At 72.4% G+C, this 14,272-nt stretch carries 15 protein-coding genes; 7 read left to right on the top strand and 8 right to left on the bottom strand.

Going from position 1 to position 14,272, the window contains the following annotated elements; genetic code table 11:
* Window positions 1-8: 8 nt before the first annotated feature.
* Complete coding sequence (locus ACWIF2_RS03985; protein WP_454358457.1) at window positions 9-350, bottom strand: MazG-like family protein; 342 nt, start codon at window positions 348-350, stop codon at window positions 9-11.
* A gap of 47 nt (window positions 351-397) precedes the next feature.
* Complete coding sequence (locus tag ACWIF2_RS03980; protein ID WP_454358456.1) at window positions 398-955, bottom strand: DoxX family protein; 558 nt, start codon at window positions 953-955, stop codon at window positions 398-400.
* Window positions 956-1,112: 157 nt separating this feature from the next.
* Between ACWIF2_RS03980 and ACWIF2_RS03975 the strand changes: the two genes are divergently transcribed.
* Window positions 1,113-1,439, top strand: coding sequence for a nuclear transport factor 2 family protein (locus tag ACWIF2_RS03975; protein ID WP_454358455.1), 327 nt, complete (start codon window positions 1,113-1,115; stop codon window positions 1,437-1,439).
* 272 nt (window positions 1,440-1,711) lie between these two features.
* Here the strand turns inward: ACWIF2_RS03975 and ACWIF2_RS03970 are convergent, their stop codons facing one another.
* Window positions 1,712-2,470 carry an SDR family oxidoreductase gene (locus ACWIF2_RS03970; RefSeq protein WP_454358454.1) on the bottom strand — a complete coding sequence of 253 codons (759 nt, stop codon included), beginning with the start codon at window positions 2,468-2,470 and terminating at the stop codon, window positions 1,712-1,714.
* 134 nt (window positions 2,471-2,604) lie between these two features.
* On the opposite strand from ACWIF2_RS03970, the gene ACWIF2_RS03965 reads away from it, so the two are divergent.
* Window positions 2,605-4,245 carry an alkaline phosphatase D family protein gene (locus ACWIF2_RS03965; protein WP_454358453.1) on the top strand — a complete coding sequence of 547 codons (1,641 nt, stop codon included), beginning with the start codon at window positions 2,605-2,607 and terminating at the stop codon, window positions 4,243-4,245.
* Here the strand turns inward: ACWIF2_RS03965 and ACWIF2_RS03960 are convergent.
* Window positions 4,232-5,275, bottom strand: a complete 1,044-nt coding sequence (locus tag ACWIF2_RS03960) for a Gfo/Idh/MocA family protein (RefSeq protein ID WP_454358452.1) — start codon at window positions 5,273-5,275, stop codon at window positions 4,232-4,234. The two genes, ACWIF2_RS03965 and ACWIF2_RS03960, sit on opposite strands and share 14 nt — an antisense overlap.
* Window positions 5,276-5,361: 86 nt before the next feature.
* Here ACWIF2_RS03960 and ACWIF2_RS03955 point away from each other — a divergent pair, with 86 nt between their 5' ends.
* Genes ACWIF2_RS03955 through ACWIF2_RS03945 form a run of 3 tightly spaced genes read left to right on the top strand, consistent with a single transcriptional unit; the run spans window position 5,362 to window position 8,842 of the window.
* Window positions 5,362-6,678: a multidrug effflux MFS transporter gene (locus ACWIF2_RS03955; protein ID WP_454358450.1), complete on the top strand. Its 1,317-nt coding sequence runs from the start codon at window positions 5,362-5,364 to the stop codon at window positions 6,676-6,678.
* Entirely contained in the window at window positions 6,612-7,805 is a 1,194-nt protein-coding gene (locus ACWIF2_RS03950; RefSeq protein ID WP_454358449.1) for a serine hydrolase domain-containing protein, read from the top strand. The genes ACWIF2_RS03955 and ACWIF2_RS03950 overlap by 67 nt, the downstream gene beginning before the upstream one ends.
* Before the next feature lie 47 nt (window positions 7,806-7,852).
* A complete protein-coding gene (locus ACWIF2_RS03945; RefSeq protein WP_454358447.1) occupies window positions 7,853-8,842 on the top strand; it encodes a small ribosomal subunit Rsm22 family protein in 990 nt (329 codons plus the stop codon).
* Here the strand turns inward: ACWIF2_RS03945 and ACWIF2_RS03940 are convergent, their stop codons facing one another.
* Window positions 8,843-10,198: a S28 family serine protease gene (locus ACWIF2_RS03940; RefSeq protein ID WP_454358445.1), complete on the bottom strand. Its 1,356-nt coding sequence runs from the start codon at window positions 10,196-10,198 to the stop codon at window positions 8,843-8,845.
* A 129-nt stretch (window positions 10,199-10,327) separates the two neighbouring features.
* A complete protein-coding gene (locus tag ACWIF2_RS03935; protein ID WP_454358444.1) occupies window positions 10,328-10,540 on the bottom strand; it encodes a DUF6243 family protein in 213 nt (70 codons plus the stop codon).
* A 111-nt stretch (window positions 10,541-10,651) separates the two neighbouring features.
* Between ACWIF2_RS03935 and ACWIF2_RS03930 the strand changes: the two genes are divergently transcribed.
* The gene (locus ACWIF2_RS03930; protein ID WP_454358442.1) at window positions 10,652-11,281 is read left to right on the top strand and encodes a TetR/AcrR family transcriptional regulator; all 630 of its coding nucleotides are present in this window, start codon (window positions 10,652-10,654) and stop codon (window positions 11,279-11,281) included.
* Here ACWIF2_RS03930 and ACWIF2_RS03925 read toward each other — a convergent pair.
* Entirely contained in the window at window positions 11,260-12,180 is a 921-nt protein-coding gene (locus tag ACWIF2_RS03925) for a glycerophosphodiester phosphodiesterase (protein WP_454358441.1), read from the bottom strand. The genes ACWIF2_RS03930 and ACWIF2_RS03925 overlap by 22 nt on opposite strands.
* A 192-nt stretch (window positions 12,181-12,372) precedes the next feature.
* Here ACWIF2_RS03925 and ACWIF2_RS03920 point away from each other — a divergent pair, with 192 nt between their 5' ends.
* A complete protein-coding gene (locus ACWIF2_RS03920; RefSeq protein WP_454358439.1) occupies window positions 12,373-13,101 on the top strand; it encodes a bifunctional DNA primase/polymerase in 729 nt (242 codons plus the stop codon).
* A gap of 27 nt (window positions 13,102-13,128) precedes the next feature.
* On the opposite strand, the gene ACWIF2_RS03915 is transcribed toward ACWIF2_RS03920, so the two are convergent.
* Window positions 13,129-14,121 carry a hypothetical protein gene (locus tag ACWIF2_RS03915; RefSeq protein WP_454358438.1) on the bottom strand — a complete coding sequence of 331 codons (993 nt, stop codon included), beginning with the start codon at window positions 14,119-14,121 and terminating at the stop codon, window positions 13,129-13,131.
* Window positions 14,122-14,272: the final 151 nt, after the last annotated feature.

The following is a 14,272-nucleotide window of genomic DNA, read 5'->3' as shown; positions in this document are numbered from 1 at the left end:
TCGGGTGATCAGCCCGGCGAGGCCCGCGACCGCTCCGCCACCCGCTCCAGATGCCGGGCGAACACCTCGCGCGCGTCCGGCGACAGGGTCCGCAGGGCCACCAGCGCCGTGATCACCACGTCGCACAGTTCCGACCGGACGTCGTCCCAGCCGTGGGTCATGCCCTTGCGCGGGTTCTGGCCGGTCGCGCCGATCACCGCCTCGGCGACCTCCCCGACCTCCTCCGACAGCTTCAGAATGCGCAGGAGAAGGCCCTCGCGGCCCTCGACGGGGCCGTTGGTGTCGAGCCACTCCCACAGGGTGTCGATGGTGGCCCACAGATCGGGTCCGGGCGATGTCTGATCGTTCATGGGGCGGCAGCCTGCCACGAGGGTCTGACAACGCCCGGCCCGCGGCCCTACTCCAGGTACTCCTCGTCGAACAGCGGGTCCTGCTCGCCCTCCCTCGCCTTCCGCAGCCGGCTGGTGCGCGCCCCCACGACCAGCACGGTCCCGGCCGCCGCCGTGGCGAACGCCGCCGGAATCATCCAGCCCCGGTTCACCGCGTGCCCGAGCAGATGGTCCAGGGAGAGCCGCCCCGGGCCGGTGACGGCCAGGCCGGCGGCCGTCAGGCCCAGCGTCGCCGCGTACTCGTAGCCGCCGCCCTGGTTGAAGAACCCGTTCGGCGTGTGCACCGCGGCCGCCCCCGCCATCGCGCCGGCCGCCGCGGCACCGGCCGCCGGAGTGGCCAGGCCCAGGGCCAGCAGTGTGCCGCCGCCGGTCTCCGCGAGGCCGGCGGCCGTCGCGCTCACCTTGCCCGGGACGTAGCCGACGGACTCCATGAACTGCCCGGTGCCCTCGATGCCGCCCCCGCCGAACCAGCCGAACAGCTTCTGCGTGCCGTGGGCGGCCAGCACACCGCCCGTCCCCAGCCGGAGCAGCAGCAGGCCCAGATCACGTCGGTCGTAACGCCTCACGTCGTCTCCCGGAGCAGACAGCAGGAACAGCGGAGCAATCTCGTCGTCTTCCCACCGTCGCACCCCCGACCTCCCGTGACACCCGGCGGAGCCGCCACGGACGCCGTTCGGGTGGCACGGGTGGCGTGGTCCACCGGCCGGCACGAGGCTGACCGGTATGACGATTCAGACCACGCGCCTCAGTGACCCGGCCGTCCGCGCCTTCGTGACCGCCGTGAACAACCACGACCGCGAGGGCTTCATGGAGCTCCTCGCGCCGGGCGCGACCATGGCGGACGACGGCTCCGACCGCGACCTGACCGACTGGGTGGACCGGGAGATCTTCTTCTCGCACGGCCATATGCAGGTCGACAGCGAGTCCAACGACGGCCGTTCCCTCATCGCCCACTACAACAACGACACCTGGGGCGAGATGCGCACCCGCTGGAGCTTCACGGTCGACGACGACGGCAGGATCTCCCGCTTCGAGACCGGACAGGCCTGAGGGACACCGCCCCGTTCCTCGCGCCGCACGTTGTGCGGCAGTCGTTCCACGTACCGGTGCGTACCCCGCGGTCCCACGCGGGGTCCACCCCCACCCGGTGCCGTGGAACGACTGCCGCCTCCCCCCTGGATGTGGTCGACGGAAGCTCTATGCTCCAAGTGTGAAGCTTTGGTGTAGGAGAGTTGAGCATAAGCGCCCGACCGGCCGCAATAGTGCGGACGTTGTTATTCCGGTTGTGCAGGTTGACGAGTTGACGACCGCGCGGCCGGTGCTCAGCCGCGCCCGATGTACGGCATCGCCGTAGCGAGCACGGTCGCGAACTGCACGTTCGCCTCCAGCGGCAGCTCCGCCATGTGCCGCACCGTGCGGGCCACATCGGCCACGTCCATCACCGGCTCCGGTGCCACCTCACCGTTCGCCTGCAGCGCTCCCGTCTGCATACGGGACGTCATGTCGGTCGCCGCGTTGCCGATGTCGATCTGCCCCACCGCGATCCCGTACGGCCGCCCGTCCAGCGACAGCGCCTTCGTCAGGCCGGTCAGCGCGTGTTTCGTCGCCGTGTAGGCCACCGAGTGCGGCCGGGGCGTGTGCGCCGAGATGGACCCGTTGTTGATGATCCGCCCGCCCCGCGGGTCCTGCTCCTTCATCTGCCGGTACGCCGCCTGCGCGCACAGGAACGCCCCGTTGAGGTTGGTGTCCACCACGTGCCGCCACGCGTCGTAGGGCAGCTCCTCGACCGGCACGCCGCCGGGCCCGAACGTGCCCGCGTTGTTGAACAGCAGGTCGACCCGCCCGAAGCGCCCGACGGTGCCGGTGAAGAGGGCGGACACGTCCTCGGGCCGTGAGACGTCCGTCCGTACGGCGAGAGCCGCGCCCCCGGGCGCCAGGGCCGCCGTCTCCTCCAGTGTCTCGACGCGCCGGCCCGCCAGCGCCACCGACCAGCCCGCGCGGAGCAGTTCCACGGCGACCGCCCGGCCGATACCGGAACCCGCCCCGGTCACCACCGCGACTGCATTTTCCTTGGCATTCATGGGCCCGCAGCGTACGGGAGGCCCCGCCATCCGGAACTCATCCGTCCGTCACGTGGGTGCGGTGTACACGTCGACCGGGTGTCGACCCCGGCCACTCCAATGCCCCTTGCAGCCATTCGCAAGGGGAGGACCGGATGACACCCGCAGCACGCCCGTCCCAGCACGCCCCCGAACTCCGCGCGGCCGCCCGGCACATCGGTCGCCGCGGCTTCCTCACCACCACCGGGGCCGCCGCCGCGCTGGCCTTCGCGACCAATCTGCCCTCGGCCGGAGTCGCGGCCGCCGCCGAACTCGACGCCGCGCGGATCACCGAGAACCCGTTCACGCTGGGCGTCGGCTCCGGCGACCCGCTGCCCGGCTCCGTGATCCTGTGGACCCGCCTCGCGCCCGCCCCGTTCCGGGCCGACAGCGGACTGCCCGCCGAGCGCGTCACCGTCCAGTGGGAGCTGGCCCACGACGAGCGGTTCCGCCGCGTCGCCCGGCGCGGCACCGTCACCGCGCACCCCGAGTTCCACCACACCGTCCACGTCGAGGCGAGCGGCCTTGAGGCCGGCCGCGGCTACTACTACCGCTTCCGCGTCGGCCGTTGGGTCAGCCCGGCCGGCCGCACCCGCACCGCCCCGGACCCCGGCAGCCGCGTCTTGGGACTCACCCTCGCCGCCGTCTCCTGCCAGGCCTACACCGACGGCTACTACACGCCGTACGCCCATCTCGCCGACGACGACGTCGACCTCGTCTTCCACCTCGGCGACTACCTCTACGAGTACGCCGTCAACTCCGTCGGCGGCCGGCGCAACTACACCGACCGCACGCTGCCCGACCTGTTCAACCGCGAGACGCTGACCCTGGAGGACTACCGGCTGCGGTACGCCCTCTACAAGTCCGACCCCGACCTCAGCGCCGCACACGCCGCGCACCCCTTCGTCGTCACCTGGGACGACCACGAGACCGAGAACAACTACGCCGACGAGATCCCCGAGAACGACGTCCCGCCGGAGGAGTTCCTGCTGCGCCGCGCCGCCGCCTACCGCGCGTACTGGGAGAACCAGCCGCTGCGCCGCCCGCAGCGCCCGGCCGGACCGGACATGCAGCTCTACCGTCGGCTGCGCTGGGGCCGCCTCGCCCAGTTCGACGTCCTGGACACCCGCCAGTACCGCTCCGACCAGGCCTACGGCGACAAGGCGCACGTCCCAGGACCCGAGTCCGACGACCCGGCGCGCACCATGACCGGCGCCACGCAGGAACGGTGGCTGCTCGACGGCTGGCGCTCCTCACGGGCGCTGTGGAACGTCGTACCGCAGCAGGTCATGTTCGCCCGGCGGCACATGGACGCGACCACCCCGTCACGGGTGTCGATGGACGCCTGGGACGGCTACAGCGCCTCACGCCGGCGCGTCCTCGACGGGGCGAAGGCCGCCGGCGTGGAGAACCTGATGGTGCTCAGCGGCGACGTCCACTCGGCGTACGCCTTCGACATCAAGGACGACTTCGCCGACCAGTCCTCGGCCACGCTCGGTACGGAGATCGTGGCGACCTCGATCTCCAGCGGCGGGGACGGCGCCGACAAGCCCCCGACCTGGGGCACCTACATGGGCGCCAACCCGCATCTGAAGTTCTTCAACGGGCGGCGCGGCTATGTGACGGTCGCGCTGGGGCAGGAGTCGGCGCGGGCCGACTTCAAGACCGTGCCCTATGTGACCACGCAGGGGGCGCCCGTCACGACGGCCGCGTCCTTCGTGACCGAGGTGGGGGAGCAGGGGCTCAAGCCGGCGTGAGGCGCGGCTCGCCCGCCCCGCCGGGGTACTCGCCCGTCTCACCCGGGTAGCGGACGCCGACGCGTTCCCGGATCGCGTCGAGCGTCCGCATCACCGCGAGCGTGCCGTCGAGCGGGACGAGCGGCGACTCGGTCTCGCCGGCGCGTACGGCGCGCATCACCTCGGTGGCCTCGTGGCGCAGGCTGTTGCGCGGCCCGTCCGCCGGGTCGGCCGTGAACTCCTCGGCGTCACGGCCGTCCCGGTGCAGCACGAATCGGTCCGGGAAGAAGAAGCCGCCAGGGATGTCGATCCGGCCCCGCGAGCCGGTGACCGAGGCGGAGGTCGCCGTACCGCCGACGATGGAGCAGTGCACCGACCCGAGAGCGCCGCTCTCCCAGGAGAGCAGGGCTCCCGTCTGGAGATCGACGCCCTCCTCGGAGAGCACCGCTCGCGCGGCGATGTCCGACGGCTCCCCGAGCAGCAGCTGCGCGAACGACACCGGATACACGCCGAGATCGAGCAGCGCACCCCCGCCCAGCTCCGGGTTCCGCAGCCGGTGCGAGGGCGGGAAGGGGCCGGCCAGCCCGAAATCGGCCTGCACACTGCGCACTTCGCCGATGGCGTCGTCGTCCACCAGCGACTTCAGCCGCCGCACCAGCGGATTGCAGTACATCCACATCGCCTCCATCAGGAAGCGCCCGTGTTCCCGCGCCAGTGCGACGAGTTCCGCCGCCTCGCCGACGTTCAGCGTGAACGGCTTCTCGCACAGCACGTTCCGCCCGGCCGCAAGGCACAGACCGGCGGCGGTCCGGTGCGCGGTGTGCGGCGTGGCGACGTAGACGACATCGATGTCCTCGTCCCGTGCCAGCGCGTTCCAGTCGCCGTACGCCCGGGGTATCCCGAACCGCTCCGCGAACGCCTTCGCCGACTCCTCGGACCGCGAGGCCACCGCCACGACCTCCGCGTCCGGCAGGTCGAACAGATCCGCCGTGAACGCGGCCGCGATCCCGCCGGTCGCCAGGATCCCCCACCGCACCGTGTCAGCCGTCATTACCGCCCCGCCTTCACCTTGTGACCCCGAGCAGTCCGTACGAGCTGAGAGCATAGGGGGCGATCGAATCGAACAGGGAGGGACTCATGCCCGAGGGTGGGGCGTCCATATCGAACACCGCACAGGGGGCCGCAGCAGGCACGGAGCGCCCCGACCTCGCGTCGCACCGCCGCACCGGGCTCCTCGTCACCTTTCTCCTCGGCAGCCTGACGGCCGTACCGCCGCTGGCGATGGACATGTACCTCCCGTCGCTGCCGGAGGTCACCCGCTCCCTGCACGCCCCGGCCGCGACCGTCCAGCTCACGCTCACCGCCTGCCTGGCCGGCATGGCGCTCGGCCAGCTCGTCGTCGGGCCGATGAGCGACCGCTGGGGCCGCCGCCGCCCGCTGCTCGCCGGTCTCGCGGTCTTCGTCGTCGCCACCGTCCTGTGCGCCCTCGCCCCCACCGTCGAACTCCTGGTCGCCTTCCGGCTGGCCCAGGGCCTCGCGGGCGCCGCCGCGATCGTCATCGCCCGGGCCGTCGTCCGCGACCTCTACGACGGCATGGCCATGGCCCGCTTCTTCTCCACCCTGATGCTGATCTCCGGGGTCGCCCCGATCGTGGCGCCGCTGATCGGCGGACAGGTCCTGCGCGTGACGGACTGGCGGGGCGTGTTCGTCGTCCTCACCGGCATCGGCATCGCGATCGGCGTCCTGGTCTGGACGAAGCTGCCCGAGACCCTGCCGCCCGCCGAGCGCCACAGCGGCGGCGTCGGCGAGGCCCTGCGCGCGATGCGCGGCCTGCTCGCCGACCGGGCCTTCGCCGGCTACACCCTCACCGGCGGCTTCGCCTTCGCCTCGCTCTTCGCCTACATCTCGGCGTCCCCGTTCGTCATCCAGGAGATCTACGGCGCCTCCCCGCAGACGTTCAGCCTGCTGTTCGGCGTCAACTCCGTCGGGCTGGTCCTCGTCGGCCAGATCAACGGCAAGATCCTGGTCGGCCGGGTCAGCCTGGACCGGGTGCTGGGCATCGGCCTGACGATCGTCATCACCGCCGCGACCGCGCTGCTGCTGATGTCCACGGGCGTGTTCGGCGAGGTCGGTCTCGCGCCCGTCGCCGCCGCGCTGTTCGTGCTGATGTCCGCGATGGGCATCACCCTGCCCAACACCCAGGCCCTCGCCCTGATGCGCACCAAGCACAACGCGGGCTCCGCGTCCGCCCTGCTCGGCACGTCGTCGTTCCTCATCGGCGCCATCGCCTCCCCGCTCGTCGGCGTCGCCGGCGAGGACACCGCCGTCCCGATGGCCGTCGTCCAACTGGCCGCCGCACTGGTGGCAGTGGCCTGCTTCGTGGGAATGTGCCGACCCTGGAAGGCCTCGAAGACGGAGAGCACGCGCGTGAGCGTGGAGGGAGAAGAGAGCTGAGCGCACCGAGACTGCGCGACGGCACGCCGGAACGGGCCGGACTCGACCCCGCGGAGCTGCGTCAGCTCGTCCGGGAGGTCCACGTCCTCACCACCGGGCAGCGCCCCTGGGCACCGGGCGCGGTCCTGGTCGTCGGGCGCGGCCCCGTGATCGCGGTGGAGGAGGCGGCGGGCTGGGCCGTGCGGTACGCGGCCTACGACGAGGACGCCGACGCCGGTGTGGAGCTGCCCGCCGAGGACCGGGTCCCGATGACCGTCGGCACACCCTTCGACCTGGCGTCCCTGACGAAACTGTTCACGTCCGTGGCCGCCGTGCAGCAGATCGAGCGCGGCACGCTGGGCATCGACGCGAAGGTGGGCGCGTATCTGCCCGACTTCACGGCGGCGGCCCGGCACGGCCTCACCGTACGGCAGCTGCTCACCCACACCTCCGGGCTGCGGCCCGAACTCCCGCTGTACGACTGCGCCGACGCCGCGCACCGGCTGGCGATGCTCCAGGCGGAGCCGCCGGTCGGCGTGCCCGGCACGTACTGCTACTCCGACCTGAACATGATCCTCCTCCAGTACGTCCTGGAACGCGTCACCGGCCGCACCCTCGACGTCCTCGTCCGCGACGGCATCACCCGGCCGCTGGGCATGACGGCGACGGAGTTCGGGCCGTGCCCCGGGGCGGCGGCCACGGAGGACCAGCGGCGGCCGTGGGCCAAGGCGGACCGGGGCATGCTGCGGGGCGAGGTCCACGACGAGAACGCCTGGGCGCTGGGCGGTGTGGCGGGCCACGCGGGCCTGTTCTCCACGGGCCGGGACCTCGCGGTGTTCTGCCGCACCCTCCTGGCCGGCGGCTCCCACGGCCCCGCCCGGATACTCGGCCCCGACTTCGTCGACCTCCTCTTCACCCCGCCCGGCCTCGGCTTCTCCCTGGACCAGCCGTGGTTCATGGGCGACCTGGCCGGCCGCGGCGCGGCCGGCCACACGGGCTTCACCGGCACGTCCCTCGTCCTCGACCCGGCGACGGACACGTTCCTGATCCTCCTGACGAACGCGGTCCATCCGCGCCGGCGCCGCCCGGACAGCGCACCGAGGGCGGCGGCGGGGACCCGGGTGGCACGAGCGGTGCGGGGGATCTGAGAGCACCGCTCTCTGCCGCCCGCTCGGGCCCCTCGTAGAATCGCCGGGTGAACGCCCCCGCAGCCCCGGCCGCCGAAATTCTCCGAACCGCTCTCGCCGGTCTGCTCGACGGGCTGCCGGCCCGGCAGGCCTCACGGGCGGTCGAGCGGCTGATCGCCAGTTATCGCGGGGCCACGCCCACCGACGCTCCCATCCTCCGGGACCGGGCCGATGTCGCCGCTTACGCGGCCTATCGGATGCCCGCGACCTTCGAGGCGGTGCGGTCGGCGCTGGAGGCGTTCGCGGATGCCGTGCCCGGGTGGGTGCCAGAGGGCCATCTGGACGTCGGCGGAGGTACCGGCGCCGCGGCCTGGGCCGTGGCCTCGACCTGGGAGGGGCAGCGGCCCGTCACCGTGCTCGACTGGGCCGAGCCCGCGCTGGCCCTGGGCCGGGAGATCGCCGCGGCCAGCCCGGCCCTGCGGGACGTACGGTGGCAGCGCTCCCGGATCGGAGCGGCCCTCACCCTCGAGAGCACTGATCTCGTCACGGTCTCCTACGTCCTCAACGAGCTGACCGCCCCCGACCGCGCCGCCCTCGTCGACGCCGCCGCGGCCGCCGCCCAGGCCGTCGTGATCGTCGAACCCGGCACCCCCGACGGCTACGCCCGTGTCATCGAGGCCCGCGACCGGCTGATCGCCGCCGGCTTCCGCGTCGCCGCCCCCTGCCCGCACAGCGCGGCCTGCCCCATCGCCCCGGGCACGGACTGGTGCCACTTCTCCGCCCGGGTCAGCCGTTCCTCCCTGCACCGGCAGGTCAAGGGCGGCTCCCTCCCCTACGAGGACGAGAAGTTCAGCTACGTCGCGGCCGCCCGCTTCCCGGTCGAACCGGCCCCCGCACGCGTCGTACGCAAGCCCCAGATCCGCAAGGGCCAGGTCCTCCTCGACCTCTGCGAGACGGACCCGGCCCTGAACCGCACGACCGTGACCAAGCGCCACGGCGACCTGTACAAGGCCGCCCGCGACGCCGACTGGGGCGACGCCTGGCCGCCCGCCCTCTGATCACCGGCCTCCTGCCGGACCGGCCCAGCGGAACAACGCCGCCTCCGCCGACGCCCGGTCGGCGGGGGACAGGTTCGCGATGTCGACGCTGTGATTGCCGCCCGGCACCCACAGGAGCCGTGAGTCGGCACCCCCGGGCCGGAAGTGCTCGGCCACGGCCGGGTCCTGGGCGCCGTTGACGAACAGCAGCCGGCTGCCGCGGCGGCGGACCCAGCGGTCGATGTCCGGCATGGCGGCCGTGTCGAACACCATGGGGACGTCCCGGGGGACGAAGTTGCGCGCCGCGATGCCGTCCGGGTGGCGCAGCAGGTCAGCCACGTGGGCGGTGGGGACGTCGCCGTACCCCAGCTGCGTGCCGATCTGGTACCAGTACGGGATGTACCGCCCGGCCGCGGTGTCGGCGTACAGGGACAGCCCCGCCCAGTTGTCCAGCCACGCGTACAGCTCGTCGGTCGTCGCCTCCGGGCCCGGGATCCCGGCGGTGTCGGCCGGAGTCGCGCGCTGCCAGAACATGAACAGCACCCGCAGCACGGCGATTTCGAACGCCTGGTCCGCGCTGCCGATGATCCGGAACGTGTCGCCGGTGGTGGAGGCCCAGGCCTCGTAGCGGGCGACCAGCTCGGCCCGGTGCTCCAGCATCCGGCGCTGGGCGGCCTTGACGGCGTCGCGTGCGGGCGCGGTGCCGACCGTCTCCAGGAAGCGCAGACAGGCGGAGTCCTCGCGGTCGTCGACGTTGTTCGGGGCCGAGTAGACCACTGTGCCGTCCACGTCACCGGGGTGGAAGCGGCGGTGGTAGACGCTCGCCATACCGCCCTTGCTGCCGCCGGTGGAGAGCCATGCGCCGGGGTAGACCCGGCGGAACAGACGGACGACACGGTGATGGTCGTCGGCGGCCTGGCGGATGGTGAGGTGGGTGTAGCCGGGGTCCGCCGGGCGTGAGACGCCGAAGTAGCGGTGTTCCACCTGGAGTTGGTTGGCACCCAGCAGTGTCGCCGGTTCGGTCAGCCGCGGAGTGAGGACCGCGTGGTAGCCGGTGCTGAACAGCACCGTGGGGCGGTCGGCGGCGGTGTGGAGCAGGGTGAGGCGCTGCTCGAAGGTGCCGGCCGCGGGGTCGGTGTGGTCCACCGGCTGGCGCAGGCCCAGGACGAAGTGGCGGTACCCCGGCTCGGCGTCCTGCCGCTCCTCGATCAGCCGCAGCCCGGGCAGCGACCGCAGGGTGTCCGCGATGTCGGCGTCCCACGGCCGGGGCCTTCCGGCCGTCGCCCGCGCGGGTGCGGCCGCCGTGGCGGCGAGGCCCGCCGCCGAGACCGCCGAGACCGCCGAGGTGAGCAGCCGTCGTCTCGTCCACACGTCCATCGTGTTTCCTCCCGGGTGTCCGTCGGTCGCCGTTCGGTCGCGGTGTCCCGCGACCGGTTCAGTACATCCGCCGGACGACCCGGGAGGATCCCGCGCGCGAGGGGACGGTCTCCCCCGGGCGGGGGAGGCTCACGACGACCGGTCGGTCGTACCGCCCTCCTGCGCTTCCCGCTGTTGCTGTCGCTTCTCCTGAAGCTTGCGCAGCAGCTCGCGTTTCTGGGCCTGCGGGTCGAGACCGCCGCCGATCCGGCCGCCCCGGCCGCCGCCGCGCAGCTCCCTACGGCCGAGGTTCTTGCGCGATCCGCCGACACCCAGCATGTTTCCGGCTCCGCCTCGGGTCATTTCGGGGCTCCTCTTGTGAGTGGAACTGATTTGACGAGACGTCTCGTCTCGTTCGCATGTTCTCCACTGTCGGCGAGACGCACCGTCTTGTCAACCTGATAAGTTCGATCCATGCCCGCACAGAAATCCGCCCAGTCCGCCCCCGACTCCACCCGGCGCAGCGAGAAGTCCCGTCGCGCCATCTACGACGCCGCCCTCACGCTGGTCGCGGAGGTCGGCTACCCCAAGACCACCATCGAGGGCATCGCCGCCCGGGCCAGTGTCGGCAAGCAGACGATCTACCGGTGGTGGTCCTCCAAGGCCGATGTCCTGCTGGAGGCCTTCCTCGACCTGAGCGAACAGGCGGCCCGGGACGCCGGCCCGGAGTACGAGTTCGCCATCCCGGACACCGGTGACCTCGCCGCCGACCTCAAGGCCGTCCTGCGCCTCACCGTCGACCAGCTCCGGGACCCCCGCTTCGACGGCCCGTCACGCGCCCTGGCCGCCGAGGGAGTGGTCGACGAGCAGCTGGGCCGCATCGCCGTGGCCAAGCTCCTCGAACCGTCGCTCCAGATGTACGCCGACCGGGTGCGCTCCGCGCAGGAGGCCGGCCAGGTCCGCCCGGACGTCGACCCGCGCATCGCCCTCGAACTCTGGGTCTCCCCGCTCGCCCAGCGCTGGCTCCAGTACACCGGCCCGATCTCCTACGAGTACACCGACACCCTCGTCGACTACGCCCTTCACGGCCTCGCGCCCCGCTGAAGGGCCCTCCGGGCGTCCCGCTGGGCGTCGTCCCGGGCCTCCCGGGCCTGCCAGGCCTTCCGCTCGGCGATGCGCGCCAGCCGCCCCGGCGCGTCCGTGATCACCCCGGTGCACCCCAGCTCCAGCACCCGGTCCCGCTGCGCGTCCGTCATCACCGTGTGCGCCCACACCCGCGGGATCCCCGAGTTCACGGCCCGCACCAGGTCCGCGTCGCGCGCCCGGTGGTCCACGTCCAGCAGATCGACGTACGACCGCCAGCGCTCAGGACGGTCCGTGCGCAGCTGCCGCGCCGAGCGCCACACCTGGGTGAGCAGGCCGAGGCGATGGGCGCGCCGGGCCACCCCGGGGTCGTTGGAGTTCACGAAGACCGAGCGGGTCAGGCCACGGGCCCGGATCAGGCCGGCCAGCCGGTCCAGGCTCCGCGGATCCTTCGCCTCCAGCATCAGCACGATCCGCCCGCCGAAACGGTCCAGGACCTCCGCGACCGTCGGCGGCCGCTCCGACCGCCAGCTCCCGGGCAGCACGTCCCTCGGGCGCAGCCGTACGCCCTGCCACTCCCGGGCGTCCAGGCCGCGCACCGCACCGCCCAGGTAGGTGGTGCGGTTCAGGGACTCGTCGTGGAACACCACCGGTGTGCCGTCGCGCAGGAGCCGCGTGTCGAAGTCCAGCACCTGCGCCGTACCGCGCCGGTAGGCGGTCATCAGCCCCGACATGCTGTTCTCGGGGACCTCGTGGGCGCCGCCCCGGTGTGCGACGTACGTGATCCGGGGGAGTGCCGCCACCGTCAGCGGGGCGGTGCCCCACTCCAGCGGCATCGGTGCGGTGCCGTGTCCCGCGAGGGTCAAAGCGGCCACGGAAGCCGCGGTGGCCAGGCCCGTCAGCGCGATCGTTGTGACCATGGCGATACGGTAGGGCGACATATCGGGTCAGGGCGGGCAATGACACCGATCTCGGTGCGGCATATGCCTCGCTCGCCCCACCGGTACCCGTCTCATAGCTCCTGCCCCGGATGTGGGCACTGGCCCCCCGGTGCGAGGGAAGATGGGACCATAGGGCATGCTGTTCCGCACGACGGCGAGGCGAGGGGATAGATGAGCGCGGAGTTCGGCGGCCGGACCGGCCTGTGGGGCAAACTCACCCAGTGGCTGCGCGCCGGGCGCCGGCCGAAGGAGACCGCCGGTGACGGCGGCCGTGAGGCCCTGCTGCTCGCCGCCGCCGGCGCGGGACTGCCCCTGGCACCCGCCGCCCACCCGGCCGGTTACCGATGTTCCTGCGACCGCGTCGGCTGTCCCACCCCGGCCCGGCACCCCGTGTCCTTCGCCTGGCAGACGCAGTCCACCACCGACCGCGCCCAGATCGAGCGCTGGGCCCGCCATCAGCCCGAAGCCAACTTCATCACCGCGACCGGCATGGTGCACGACGTCCTCGACGTGCCCCTGGATGCCGGTCGCGATTCGTTGGAGCGGCTGCTCGCGCAGGGTGTCGAGGTCGGTCCGGTCGCCGAGAGCGACGACGGCCGCATGCTCTTCTTCACCCTCACCCGCGGCACCCCCGAGGACGAGGACGAGTGGTGGCCCTGCGAGCTGGACTCCCACCCCGAGACGGCGGACGAGCACCCCGGGCTGCGCTGGCACTGCCGGGGCTCCTACGTCCTCGTGCCGCCGGCCCGGCTGCCCGGTGACGGCCAGGCGGTGCGGTGGGTACGCGGGCCCGAGCACGCGCTGCCGGACCCGTTGAGCCTGCTCGAGGTGCTCACGGAGGTCTGCGGCCGGTACGTCGACGCCGACTCCGCGGGCTCGGCGTGGCCCTCGCGGCGCTGAGGCCCTGAACCTGCCGTAGCCCTCGGGCTACGAGCCCTCCGCCGAGGTCATTCCCTGGATCCGGCCCAGGATCGTCACCTTGCCCTGGCCCTTCGGATCCAGCGCCACCTCGTTGGAGACGAACTCCAGCGTGAGGGACTGCTTGATCTCGCCCGTCGTCAGGGCGAGCACGTCCTTGTTGGGGGTCGGGAACGTGGTGCCCGCGTAGGCCGTCTGCTTCTCGTAGTGCCGCGTGGTGAAGAACACCAGCGCCCCGCCGTCCGTCGTGCGCAGCGCCAGCGGCCCGTAGTCGCCGTTCGTCAGCGGCTCGTCGATGTACTGGGTGACCAGGCCCGGCCTCTTGGTGTTCTTCTCGCGCAGGGCACGCCACTGGCTGGTGTGCGCGCCGTCCGCGAAGACGGGCCCGCCGTTCTTCAGGTACGTCGTGTAGGTCTGGCTCAGGTCGCCGGGGTCGGCCGCCAGGCCGGTCGAGTTCACCGGCACCGACTCGGCCCAGCCGTCCGCGTCCTTCTTGAACTCCGGGACCTTGCCGGGGGCGACGAGGGTCAGGTACGCGACCTGGAACGGGTCGTCGAGGCTGCTGCGGGTGAACACGAGCAGCCAGCGGGCGGTGCCGCCCTTGTTGCCTGCGGCGTCGACGACGAACCAGCGGGGCCAGCCGGCCTTCTTCGGGATCGTGAACTTCGCGTCCGTCAGCTTCAGCGGCGTGTGGTTCGGGTTGCCGCCCGGGTTGTTCTTCTGGCCGGCCTTCAGACGGGCCGAGTCGATGTCGGCGAGGGCGCCGGTGGTGTGCTCGGCGTCCAGGGAGGCGTCGTAGGCCTTGTCGGCGTCGTTGTACGCGGTCGTGAACTCCTGGAGGGCCTTGGCGGCTTCGGCGCGGGTGGTCGACGGGAGGATCTCCCGTTCGCCGTGCACGACGACGCATCCGCTCGCCGTCAACGACAAAGCGGTCACCGAGGCCGATATGAGGGTCCTCCGGCCAAGCGGGCGGAGCGTTCGAGGGTCGCGATCCCTGATCATCGGGTGCCTTCACCTTCCCCTTTCCGGAGGCGAACCCTACCGGGTGCCTCCGGCGGTTGGGGCGGGGTGGGTGCGTCTGCGTATGCGCCTGACGCAGGGTGGTGGGTCGGGGCCGCGCCGGGGGGTGTCCGTCCTCGGAACGTCGCGATGG

The sequence above is a fragment of the Streptomyces sp. NPDC055506 genome (assembly GCF_053643595.1).
Note: the sequence above shows the minus strand (reverse complement) of the source record. Positions and strands in the feature narration are given on the sequence as shown.

Excerpts from the sequence above, each read along its gene's own strand:
- ACWIF2_RS03925 (WP_454358441.1), bottom strand. The coding sequence starts at position 12,180 with ATGGTCACAACGATCGCGCTGACGGGCCTGGCCACCGCGGCTTCCGTG.
- ACWIF2_RS03960 (WP_454358452.1), bottom strand. The coding sequence starts at position 5,275 with ATGACGGCTGACACGGTGCGGTGGGGGATCCTGGCGACCGGCGGGATC.
- ACWIF2_RS03965 (WP_454358453.1), top strand. The coding sequence starts at position 2,605 with ATGACACCCGCAGCACGCCCGTCCCAGCACGCCCCCGAACTCCGCGCG.
- ACWIF2_RS03930 (WP_454358442.1), top strand. The coding sequence starts at position 10,652 with ATGCCCGCACAGAAATCCGCCCAGTCCGCCCCCGACTCCACCCGGCGC.
- ACWIF2_RS03955 (WP_454358450.1), top strand. The coding sequence starts at position 5,362 with ATGCCCGAGGGTGGGGCGTCCATATCGAACACCGCACAGGGGGCCGCA.
- ACWIF2_RS03975 (WP_454358455.1), top strand. The coding sequence starts at position 1,113 with ATGACGATTCAGACCACGCGCCTCAGTGACCCGGCCGTCCGCGCCTTC.
- ACWIF2_RS03935 (WP_454358444.1), bottom strand. The coding sequence starts at position 10,540 with ATGACCCGAGGCGGAGCCGGAAACATGCTGGGTGTCGGCGGATCGCGC.
- ACWIF2_RS03970 (WP_454358454.1), bottom strand. The coding sequence starts at position 2,470 with ATGAATGCCAAGGAAAATGCAGTCGCGGTGGTGACCGGGGCGGGTTCC.
- ACWIF2_RS03940 (WP_454358445.1), bottom strand. The coding sequence starts at position 10,198 with ATGGACGTGTGGACGAGACGACGGCTGCTCACCTCGGCGGTCTCGGCG.
- ACWIF2_RS03985 (WP_454358457.1), bottom strand. The coding sequence starts at position 350 with ATGAACGATCAGACATCGCCCGGACCCGATCTGTGGGCCACCATCGAC.
- ACWIF2_RS03920 (WP_454358439.1), top strand. The coding sequence starts at position 12,373 with ATGAGCGCGGAGTTCGGCGGCCGGACCGGCCTGTGGGGCAAACTCACC.
- ACWIF2_RS03915 (WP_454358438.1), bottom strand. The coding sequence starts at position 14,121 with ATGATCAGGGATCGCGACCCTCGAACGCTCCGCCCGCTTGGCCGGAGG.